Source organism: Acinetobacter stercoris (assembly GCF_900323515.1).
GTDB lineage: Bacteria > Pseudomonadota > Gammaproteobacteria > Pseudomonadales > Moraxellaceae > Acinetobacter > Acinetobacter stercoris.
Map to the genome: position 1 here is coordinate 1 of NZ_OOGT01000137.1, position 10,686 is coordinate 10,686.

9 protein-coding genes are annotated in these 10,686 nt (G+C 37.8%); 8 read left to right on the plus strand and 1 reads right to left on the minus strand.

Translation table 11 applies throughout. The annotated features are described in order from the left end of the window. Nucleotides 1–141 precede the first annotated feature (141 nt). The 6 genes from KPC_RS13355 (at nt 142) to KPC_RS13380 (ending at nt 8,433) form a co-directional block, all read left to right on the plus strand. Nucleotides 142–1,161 (plus strand): substrate-binding domain-containing protein, encoded by a 1,020-nt coding sequence (locus KPC_RS13355; RefSeq protein WP_121974858.1) that lies wholly within the window; start codon nt 142–144, stop codon nt 1,159–1,161. Between the two features lie 98 nt (nt 1,162–1,259). Next, nucleotides 1,260–2,639: a phosphate ABC transporter permease subunit PstC gene (gene pstC / locus KPC_RS13360; protein WP_121974859.1), complete on the plus strand. Its 1,380-nt coding sequence runs from the start codon at nt 1,260–1,262 to the stop codon at nt 2,637–2,639. Further along, nucleotides 2,636–4,030 (plus strand): phosphate ABC transporter permease PstA, encoded by a 1,395-nt coding sequence (pstA, locus tag KPC_RS13365; RefSeq protein ID WP_121974860.1) that lies wholly within the window; start codon nt 2,636–2,638, stop codon nt 4,028–4,030. The genes pstC and pstA overlap by 4 nt, the downstream gene beginning before the upstream one ends. 13 nt (nt 4,031–4,043) lie before the next feature. After that, the gene (gene pstB / locus KPC_RS13370; protein WP_121974861.1) at nt 4,044–4,958 is read left to right on the plus strand and encodes a phosphate ABC transporter ATP-binding protein PstB; all 915 of its coding nucleotides are present in this window, start codon (nt 4,044–4,046) and stop codon (nt 4,956–4,958) included. A gap of 226 nt (nt 4,959–5,184) precedes the next feature. Continuing rightward, the gene (gene sohB / locus KPC_RS13375) at nt 5,185–6,147 is read left to right on the plus strand and encodes a protease SohB (RefSeq protein WP_121974862.1); all 963 of its coding nucleotides are present in this window, start codon (nt 5,185–5,187) and stop codon (nt 6,145–6,147) included. Between the two features lie 174 nt (nt 6,148–6,321). After that, nucleotides 6,322–8,433 carry an Ig-like domain-containing protein gene (locus KPC_RS13380; RefSeq protein WP_121974863.1) on the plus strand — a complete coding sequence of 704 codons (2,112 nt, stop codon included), beginning with the start codon at nt 6,322–6,324 and terminating at the stop codon, nt 8,431–8,433. Nucleotides 8,434–8,455: 22 nt separating this feature from the next. On the opposite strand, the gene KPC_RS13385 is transcribed toward KPC_RS13380, so the two are convergent. After that, complete coding sequence (locus tag KPC_RS13385; protein ID WP_121974864.1) at nt 8,456–9,097, minus strand: DUF2238 domain-containing protein; 642 nt, start codon at nt 9,095–9,097, stop codon at nt 8,456–8,458. Between the two features lie 351 nt (nt 9,098–9,448). Between KPC_RS13385 and KPC_RS13390 the strand changes: the two genes are divergently transcribed. Together KPC_RS13390 and KPC_RS13395 are read left to right on the plus strand one after the other, a co-directional pair. Then, nucleotides 9,449–9,976 (plus strand): PAAR domain-containing protein, encoded by a 528-nt coding sequence (locus KPC_RS13390; RefSeq protein WP_121974865.1) that lies wholly within the window; start codon nt 9,449–9,451, stop codon nt 9,974–9,976. Beyond that, entirely contained in the window at nt 9,969–10,664 is a 696-nt protein-coding gene (locus tag KPC_RS13395) for a zinc protease (protein ID WP_121974866.1), read from the plus strand. Before KPC_RS13390 ends, KPC_RS13395 begins: the two co-directional genes overlap by 8 nt. The last annotated feature ends 22 nt before the right edge of the window (nt 10,665–10,686 follow it).

A 10,686-nucleotide genomic window follows, 5' to 3' on the forward strand; every position in this document is an offset into this window, starting at 1 on the left:
AATATAAAAGACAATTTATCATTAAAGCGTCATCAATTTGNCACTTAATTGTCATATTTTAAAATCAAAATGCACATATCAGGAAAGTACAGCACAACCAGTGGGCGTACTTCACAATTGATATTATTAAGAGAGAAAAGAATGCGCTTAAATCACATCGCACTTGCTTTAGCAGTATCAGGGGCAGCAGTAGCTACTACAGCAAACGCTCGTGACACTATTCAGATTTCTGGTTCTTCTACTGTGCTTCCTTATGCAAGTATTGTTGCAGAAGAGTTTGGAAATACTTTCCCTCAGTTTAAAGCACCTGTAGTCGGTTCTGGCGGTAGTTCAGGCGGTTTAAAACAATTCTGTGCTGGTGTTGGTGATAACACAACTGATATTGCGAACTCTTCACGTAAAATTAAAGATACAGAAATTGCTGCTTGTAAGAAAGCTGGCGTAAATAAAATTCAGGAAATCAAAATCGGTTATGACGGTATCGTATTTGCTACAAATGTAAGCAAAGCTGCATACAAGATCCGTCCACAACACATTTTTGCTGCTTTAGCTGCAGAATTGCCTTCTAATGGTAAATTGGTTCCAAACCCATATACACGCTGGAATCAAATCGATAAAGCATTACCAAATGAACCAATTACTTTAGTCATTCCAGCATCAAATCACGGTACTCGTGAAGTATTCCAGGAAAAAATGGTTGATGCAGGTTGTGAAACTTATGAATACTTTGCAAAACTAGATAAAGATGCTCAGAAAAAAGCATGTTCTAGTTTCCGTAAAGATGGTCGTGTAATTGAAATTTCTGGCGACTATACAGAAACGCTTGCTCGCTTAAAAACTTCTCCAAGCGCAATGGGTGTATTTGGTTTAGGTTTTTATGATCAAAACCGTGACAAACTTCGTGTTGCAACTGTGAATAATGTTGCACCATCTGAGAAAACAGTACTGAATGGTTCTTATCCGGTATCTCGCCCATTGTTCTTCTATGTTAAGGGTGAGCATTTGAAATCAATCAAAGGGTTAACCGAATACACCGAGTTTTTCTTGAACAAGAAAATTTCTGGTAAAGGCTCTAAACTTGAAAAAGCTGGCTTGATTTCATTGTCTGATGCAGAACGCGCTAAAGTTCTAGCAGCATTCAAAGCTGGAAAATCGTTGTAATAAAAAAAACTAGAGGCTGATGGTGGGTGACTGCCATCGGCTTTTTTTGCTAAGTCAGTTTTTTCAAAGAATGAAAACTGAAAAACAGTGGAGAATACATGAATCTGCTACTTATTGGCGTGTTATTGGCACTTGTGGCAATCGCGTATCAGATTGGGCTTCGCCGTAGCCGCAGCCTGGCAGGTAAGGGGAATAATTCAGCGACCCTCCATTCGCGTCCAGGCTATTATGGTGCTTTGGTAGCGTTATGGTGTGGTATCCCTGCGTTTTTGATTTTGATTGTTTGGAATTTGATTGAACCAAACATTCTGCAACATATCGTATTAAATAATATTCCAGCAAATGTTGCTTCAACTCTGGACGAAACTGGAACTCAGGTCTTGATGGATCGTGTTAAGGCGATTGCTTCAGGCTTCGGTGTCAGTGATCATTCAGCTGCTTATGAAGCTGCAGCAGCAGAACAATATAGAAAAATTCAAACTATTGGCTCTTTTGCCAAATTTGCAGTAGTAGTATGTGTCGCATTGTTAGGTCTGGTTTTTGCAAAAAAACAAATTAGTGAAAAATATCGTGCACGAAACCAGGTAGAAAAAGTAATAAATATTGGATTGGCACTTTGTTCTGGGGTGGCTATTTTAACAACAGTCGGCATCGTTATGTCGATGTTTAGTGAAGCCGTACACTTCTTTAAATTTGTTAGCCCAATGCAGTTCTTCTTTGGAACAATGTGGGATCCAGGTTTTAGTACATCTGGTAGTGCAGAAGGAAGTTATGGACTACTCCCACTTCTTTGGGGAACGCTTATGGTGTCAGGTATTGCCTTATTGGTGGCAGTACCTATAGGCCTAATGATCGCAATTTATTTGGCAGAATATGCTTCTCCGACACTTCGCTCCTGGGCAAAACCAACGATTGAGATTTTGGCTGGTATTCCAACGATTGTTTATGGTGTTTTTGCACTTATGGTCATTGGTCCGTTTTTTAAAGAAGCAGGTGAAATGATTGGCCTGCATATCAATGCGACGAGTGCCTTAACAGCTGGCTTCGTTATGGGAGTCATGATTATTCCATTTGTATCATCCTTGTCAGATGACATCATTACTCAAGTACCGCGTTCACTTCGTGATGGTTCTCTAGGGTTAGGTGCAACCAAATCCGAAACAATTCGACAGGTTGTTATTCCTGCTGCATTGCCAGGTATCATTGGTGCGTTTTTATTGGCTGCTTCACGTGCGATTGGTGAAACCATGATTGTGGTACTTGCCGCAGGGAATAGTCCATTACTGCACATCAACCCTCTTGAAGCGGTTTCAACTGTAACGGTAACTATTGTTAACCAGTTAACTGGTGATACAGATTTTGCGAGTCCTCAGGCTCTGGTTGCTTTCGCACTCGGTTTAACACTGTTTGTGATTACTTTGGGCTTAAACATTGTTGCACTATACATCGTGCGTAAATACCGTGAGCAATACGAATGAGTACATCAAATACATCTCCAGTGGATCAAAATGTATTTGATCCTCAAGTTGCAGCCGAATTGCGTGCCAAGCGTAAGTCGCAAATTGAAAAATCATTGTCAAAGCGTCATCGTAAAGAAAAATCTTTTCGTTTTTTTGGTTTGTCTGCGGTTATCGTTGGGCTTGCATTTGTTGCTTTACTTTTCTCAAGTATTTTATACAAAGGCGTACCTGCATTTTGGCAAGCCAGTATGACGCTTCCAATTTATTTTGATCCTAAAGTGATTGATGCGGGTCCAAAACCAGTAAAAGCAGCAGGTGAGACACCTGCACATTACCAAGAGCGTTATATTGCCTGGCAAGGTAAAATGGGTATGGTGGATTGGGATGCCCTGATTCAAAATGGGATGATTGCAAGAGATCCATCACTTGCATCCAAACGAGATGATTTAAATAGCATTTATACCAGCTCTGAATCATATCGTTTACGTGACATGGTTTTTAAGGATCCATCACTAGTCGGAAAAAAACAGGACATCAAATTTTTGGCAGATGCAAATGTTGATGTCTGGCTGGCTGGTAATATTGATCGGACCTTGCCAGATGATCAGCAACAATTAAGCCCGGAAGTGCGTAAGATTGCCGATGATTTATCTGCAAAAAGCGTTATTGAAAGAAAATTCAACACCCAGATCTTTACCAATCCAGACTCTCGAAGTTCTCCAGCAACAGCCGGTTTGGCAGGTGCGTTCATGGGCTCATTATTCATGATGCTGATTGTTATTGCATTATCTATCCCTGTCGGGGTAGCAAGTGCGGTATATCTGGAAGAGTTTGCAAAGAAAAACTGGATTACTGATGTTGTTGAAGTCAATATTAATAACCTTGCAGCTGTACCATCAATTGTGTTCGGTTTACTTGGCGCAGCAATTTTTGTAGGTTGGTTACGCCTGCCTATTTCAGCACCATTGGTAGGTGGTTTGGTGTTGAGCCTGATGACACTTCCAACAGTGATCATCACGACACGTGCTGCTTTGAAAGCAGTTCCACCATCAATTCGTCAGGCAGCATTCGGTTTGGGTGCCTCACGAATTCAGACTGTATTCCATCATGTTTTACCACTTGCATTACCAGGTATTTTAACAGGTGCAATCATTGGTGTTGCACAAGCTTTGGGTGAAACTGCTCCTTTATTGTTAATTGGCATGAGTGCATTTGTCGCAAGCGTTCCAGCAACTCCGTTAGATCAATCTACAGCCTTACCAGTTCAGGTTTTCTTATGGCAAGGCAATGAATTACGAAACTTCTTTGAAGGACGTACAGCAGCTGCAATCATTGTCTTACTGGCATTGATGATTGGCTTAAATAGCCTTGCAATCTGGTTACGTAAGAAATTTGAAGTGCGTTGGTAATTGAGGGCGAAATATGAGTACTATAGACCTTACAAATTCCTTAGAAAAGGATAAATCAGTGAATCAAGATAATACACAGTTTACGTCAACAGATACTGAGCGCAAACAACAAAGTACCTCGTTTGTTTCTCAATTTGAGACAAATTCCTCTCAAAAGAAAGAGCAAAATTCGACAGTTAAAATTAGTGCCGAAGACGTACATGTGTACTATGGTGATTCTGAGGCGATTAAAGGTATTGATTTAAGTATCTACCAAAATGAAGTCATCGCATTTATTGGTCCATCGGGTTGTGGTAAATCCACATTTCTACGTACCTTAAACCGTATGAATGACACTATCGATAGTTGCCGGGTTACAGGCAAAGTGACATTAGACAATCAGGACATTTATGATCCAAATCTGGATGTTGTATTGTTACGTGCACAGGTTGGGATGGTATTTCAAAAACCGAACCCGTTCCCGAAATCTATTTTTGACAATGTTGCATATGGTCCGAAGCTGCACGGTTTAGCACGTGATAAATATGATCTCGAAGAAATCGTTGAAAATAGTCTTCGTAAGGCCGGTTTATGGGATGAGGTAAAAGATCGTTTGAGCCAGCCAGGTACAGGTTTATCAGGTGGTCAGCAGCAACGTCTATGTATTGCCCGTACTATTGCAGTTAGCCCTGAAGTCATCTTGATGGACGAACCATGTTCTGCACTTGACCCAATTGCAACGGCTAAGGTTGAAGAACTGATTTCGGAGTTATCACATCAGTATACCATTGCAATTGTGACGCATTCTATGCAGCAAGCTGCACGTGTATCTGACCGTACTGCTTACTTCCATTTGGGCGATCTGATTGAAGTGAACTCAACCGAGAAAGTATTTACACAACCTGATCACCAGCTGACAGAAGCGTATATTACGGGGCGTTTTGGTTAACTAGCCTAAGACGACTTTATAAGTGATCTATTTTTAGATAAGCATAAAAGGAACCTTGAAATAGGTTCCTTTTTCTATTTTTAATTGCTGATTAAAAATCATAACTAAATGAATTTATGAATCTATTTGACATAATGACATGATTATTTCAAAAAAAGCATTGAAATTTTAAATATAAAACCTCATGTTATGACTAAATCTTTTGTGTAATGAGATAATAAAATTTATGCTCTTTCATCTACCTAAATTACCCGCAGAAATACGTGTTAGCCATCTCAATGCACGTGTCAATGAACAAAGAAAAAAAATTGCTCAAACTACAGCTTCAAAATTTGAACTTTTACAATTGACTCAGCAATTAGCAAAAGAGGCACGGGCTAGAAAAAGAAATAATCAGAAAATCTATGTTCTGGATTTTAAAGGTGATGTTCAGGCATCAGCTGTTGAAAATTTACGTGAAGAAATTACACTTGTTCTAGCTACAGCTAAAGCAGGTCGTGATCGTATTGTTGTACGTCTGGAAAGCCCTGGTGGTATGGTACATGGATACGGGCTTGCTGCTGCACAACTGGTTCGCTTACGTGATGCAGGCTTTCATGTCACCATCTGCGTAGATAAGGTTGCTGCAAGTGGTGGTTATATGATGGCGTGTATTGCCAGTGAAATTGTTGCAGCACCATTTGCTATTTTGGGTTCTATAGGTGTAGTTGCTCAAGTGCCGAATTTTAATCGGTTACTCAAAGAACATCATGTAGATTTTGAGCTTTACACGGCTGGTCAGTTCAAACGAACTGTGACGATGTTTGGTGAAAACACGCCTGAGGGTAAAGCCAAATTTGAAGAAGAATTACAACAAACACATCAATTGTTTAAGCATTTTGTTGAAAATTATCGTCCGAAGCTCAATGTAGAAAAAGTGGCTACAGGTGAACATTGGTATGGTAAAGATGCGCTTAATCTTAACCTGGTCGATAAACTGGAAACTTCTGACGAATATTTGCTAAGTTTGCTTCCTCAACACGATGTTTATGTGATTCAGACACGTCGTAAACCAACTTTAGGTGAAAAGATTGGACTACAGGCTGCGCAAATGGCAGATCATTTGGTACCAAGTCTTATGAGCAAAATCGTTGACGGATTAAGTAAAGCCAATGCTTCATTGGTACAAATGCGAGATCCAAAACTTTAATTTCCAGTGTCTTATACATAATAAAACCAGTCGCTTGCAGGCTGGTTTTTTTGAAAGTACGAATGTTTTTTTACCATTTAGAACAACACTTATTATATTGATTAATAATCTTATCCCATGAAATAGAATGTCTTTACTTTTTACAATTTTTCTTGGAAATTAAGTGGGGAATAAATGGCATCTATCATGATTTATGCGCAGAAAAGCCATAAAATTTTAATCAAAACAGAAACAAATAAAATTAAACTTGACCAACCCTCCATTGTTCAGATTGAAACACATAAACAAGATATTCAGTCCATGATTCGATCAGGAAATGATCTTGTCATAACTTTGAAAAATGGTCAGAAGGTTGTGATTGAAAACTTTTTTAAAGTATATGAGGAGATGCAAGAAAATGATCTGGTTATTTCTCATGGGCAACGATATGAACTTGCTAATTTTGATGAAAAAGGTGTGTTTAATAATTATACTTTGATTGACAATACGCCATTGGTACAACAATTACCTTCAGATTTTCCACAAATCAGTTCTCCTCAAATAGATGATGCACTTTTTAGTAAAATGGATTTTATTAAATTTGGTTTGGCAGCACTTGCAATAGAAGGTATCTATTTGGCAGCTTTTAATTCTGACTCATCTAATAACAATAATGATGATACCGAGATTGAGGACAAAACTGCTCCAGCAACGCCTAAAGCCTATTTGAGTGATGATGGTCTGGTTGTTACTGGAGAGGCTGAACCTCAATCAACTGTTTATATCCAGGATGCGGATAATAATATTTGGGGCACAATAACAGTGGATGCATCTGGGAAATATGAAATTATTTTGGAAAATGCTTTAACTGATGGCCAAAAAGTTTTTATTTATGCCATGGATGCAGCAGGAAATATGTCGAATCCTACATCTGTTCAGGGAATGAAAGATACAATTGCACCAGATGTGCCTATTGCACAAGCGAGTGATGACGGAGAAATTGTTGCTGGAACAGCCGAAGTTGGTTCAATCATTTATGTTAAAGATGCCGATGGTAATATTTTGGGGCAAGGGACTGCAAACAAGGGCGTATTTTCAATAGTTTTGACAGAACCGCTTGCAGAAGGTCAAATTGCATATGTCACAGCAGAAGATTCATCTGGTAATATTTCTGAAAGTACTATCATTGAAATGGGGAAGGACACCACGCCACCTGATCAACCCAAGCTACAGATAAACAGTGAAGGTACAGTTGTTTTAGGTATGGCTGAAGCTAATGCGACAATTCAAATTAAAGATAATTCAGGCAATATTATTGCAACTGCTTCGGTAGATGCAGCAGGCAATTTTACTCTGGATTTATCCGAGGCTCTTGGCGAAACTGGTATATATCAGATTATTGTTATTGATGCTGTGGGGAATAAGTCTATTCCATTAGATATAGAAGTAGGAATGGATACAATTCCACCAGACTCACCAACAGATCTGACTATTAATGAGGATGGGACTGTCATTTCAGGGACTGGTGAGGCCAATTCAGTCATTACAATCAAAAACTCATCTAATAACATAATAGGATCTGCAACGGTAGATGCAGATGGACGTTTCTCTATCACAGTATCAACGGCTATCACAGACGGTAAATATGGATATATAACCTCGACTGATCAGAAAGGTAATGTTTCCGATGTTGCTACAATTCAGGGAAATAAAGATACGGTTGCACCTTCTGCACCGAATTTACCGACTGTGACGAACGATCAAACTGATCCTGCTACGACGATATCAAACGGAGGAACAACTGATGATGCAACACCAGCATTTAAAGGTGCAAATGCAGAAGTCGGAGCTATACTGACTGTCTATGATAACGGTAAAGCGATAGCGCACGTTACAGTTGAAAGCGATAAAACATGGAGCTGGACACCTGATACAGAATTAAGCATAGGTCAGCATAGTTTTACATTTACTCTTACGGATGCTGCTGGAAATACCAGTTCAGTAAGTCAACCTTTTGTTGTCATAAATGAGTCAGCTGACTTAGACACTCGTATGCTAGATATTCTGAATTTACCATTGATGGGCGAAGATCTGTTTACACCTGAGGTGGATAAAATCTCTGATTTGTTAAAGCCTTACAGTGAGATTTCTGATGATCTGGATATTGAGCAGATCATAGGTGAAAACGAGTCAAATTCTGAAATAGAAAATCCCGATGATGCCAATATTAATGAACTTGACTTGGATGTAACTGTTCCCAGAATAGATCTGGAAAATTTAATACAGCCTCAAGTTCAACTAATTTAGTTAATCCATTCTTAGCATCCCCCTATATCTTGCTTAATTCTTTTTTGGAATTGAGCAAGATGATGCATGCGGAGATGATTGCTCCAATAGTTGCCAAAAGCATATCTTTGTGTGCATCCCATATATCGCCTTGTTGACCATTATATTTTTCAGCTTCTTCAGGAGATAAGCCGATAGCAATCCACCATTCAATCCATTCATAGAACAGGCTGGTTGCCATCACAAATTGAATGACGAGAAGCATTAAAATTGATGTTTTTACATTGGGTATCCATACTTGGAATAAACGAAAGAAAAAGGGAAATAAAAATAGTCCATAAAAAAGATGAACTAAACGATCAAACATATTACGTGACCATCCCATTATCTGATTTAAATCAAAATGAAAGACCGATTTAATCCACTCATTATATGGTACATACGAATATAAATAATGAGCTGCAATCACATGGATACATAGAAATAAAATATAAAATAAAAAAGTATTAAATGTTAAGCCAATTTTCTTTTGACAAAAAAATAAGAAGCAAAGCATCAATGCTGTACCTAATTGATGCAATAGGTAAGAAGGCATTTCTAAAGGATTGATACTAGCAATCATGATTTCTAAAAACAAGAAACCTAGCACCAAATAGTGCTTCGCCATAAAATTATGGTAAATCATATATTGTATTAAGTTTTATGAAATCTGGATTATTGTAATGGTGAATAATAAAAAAGCGAAGCCTTATGTATTTTATACTGTTATTTAAAACGTTACTATCGATCAGTAACTGACTGAATAGAACAAAAATAAAACGGCTTGACGCTTTTCAAGGAATTGACAAGCGTTACTAACTATCATGAAGCATTTAGAACTGTTGCATCTCATGTGTGACTCTGTCATATAAAGTTGAACAAATTTTGACAAATATAATGAACTACTGTCTAATAGGTTTGATTTATTTATTTGTTTTTAAATTTTAAATTTTAAATTTTAAATTTTAAATTTTATAATTATTAAGAAGATCAAAAAATGACTATACCTTATATAACTATTGGTTGCCCGACTACGGGTGGTGGACAAGTAATTGAAGGGGATTCATCTTTTCTAATCGAAGGTGTTCCTATTGCTTGTTTGGGGCATAAAGCGACATGTCCTTTACATAAAAGAGTTTCTAAAATTATTGGTGGTTGTGATGATCACATGATCATTATGGGGAAACCTGCTGCCCTTGCTAATGCTTTACTGGACTGCGGGTGTCGATGCTTGCCTAAACAGAATTTGGTTGTAGGTGATAATGGGGGCGGTTCTGGTTCCGGGAAAGTAGCCAGTCAACTGATCAGTAATTTTGTAAATGCCACAGATAGTTTTGGACAACGTTTTTTGTTAAAAGATGAATTAACAGGTGAACCATTAGCAAATGTTTGTTATGAAATTATAAAAAATGGTGAAACGATTCACGGCACAACGGATGAACAAGGATATACAGAAATTATAGCAAGTGATTCTGCTGAAAGTATCGAAATTAACATTATTGGGCAGGGTCATTCACATGGATAAAGATTTAAACAAACAGGTAGCCAAGACTTATATCGCCAATGCGCAAGCTAAATTAAGAAAAATGGCAGAAGGTGCACCACCTCCAACGACCGAATTAAGAGTCGAAACTAGAAGAAAACTAACTCTTGGTGAAATTATTATGTGTCAATTAGTTTTTAAAGACTCAATAGATTATTCAAAAGTATGGGTAAAATTAGGAATCATTATCGGTGATTTAACTGGTAATGCTATCACTCCATTTGGAGATATTATGCTTCCTACATCAGATTATGCTGAAAATCCCGATTTTAGTAAGTCTGAACCTAGGTTAAAGTATTGGTTTATTCATGAAATGACTCATGTATGGCAATATCAGCTAGGCATGCAAAATTTTAAATTTGCAGTGAAAAATTTTTGTAGGGGAGGGTATACTAGTACTTCTTCTTCCCCAGACAATGTAAGTGGTGAAGATTTAGAAGTGTATGTAACGGATCTTGCTGGAAGGGACATATATAAATCATTTAATCAATTTAATATGGAACAGCAAGGACGAATTATTGAATTTTACTTTGATGCTGTTTTTTTAAAAAGTGAAGCACCATCTCGTCCTCATCATAGATTGAGTCTAAACCTGTTACCTCACGTTTTAAGAATACTTGATCCATTTATAAAAAATCCGCATGATAAATCACTATTAGCATTGAGATAAAAATGAAATATTATCTTCTTTT

Bases quoted from the DNA above. Each gene is read 5' to 3' on its own strand.
- KPC_RS13380 (WP_121974863.1), top strand. From the start codon at position 6,322: ATGGCATCTATCATGATTTATGCGCAGAAAAGCCATAAAATTTTAATC.
- pstC (WP_121974859.1), top strand. From the start codon at position 1,260: ATGAATCTGCTACTTATTGGCGTGTTATTGGCACTTGTGGCAATCGCG.
- KPC_RS13385 (WP_121974864.1), bottom strand. From the start codon at position 9,097: ATGATTTACCATAATTTTATGGCGAAGCACTATTTGGTGCTAGGTTTC.
- pstA (WP_121974860.1), top strand. From the start codon at position 2,636: ATGAGTACATCAAATACATCTCCAGTGGATCAAAATGTATTTGATCCT.
- sohB (WP_121974862.1), top strand. From the start codon at position 5,185: ATGCTCTTTCATCTACCTAAATTACCCGCAGAAATACGTGTTAGCCAT.
- KPC_RS13395 (WP_121974866.1), top strand. From the start codon at position 9,969: ATGGATAAAGATTTAAACAAACAGGTAGCCAAGACTTATATCGCCAAT.
- KPC_RS13390 (WP_121974865.1), top strand. From the start codon at position 9,449: ATGACTATACCTTATATAACTATTGGTTGCCCGACTACGGGTGGTGGA.
- KPC_RS13355 (WP_121974858.1), top strand. From the start codon at position 142: ATGCGCTTAAATCACATCGCACTTGCTTTAGCAGTATCAGGGGCAGCA.
- pstB (WP_121974861.1), top strand. From the start codon at position 4,044: ATGAGTACTATAGACCTTACAAATTCCTTAGAAAAGGATAAATCAGTG.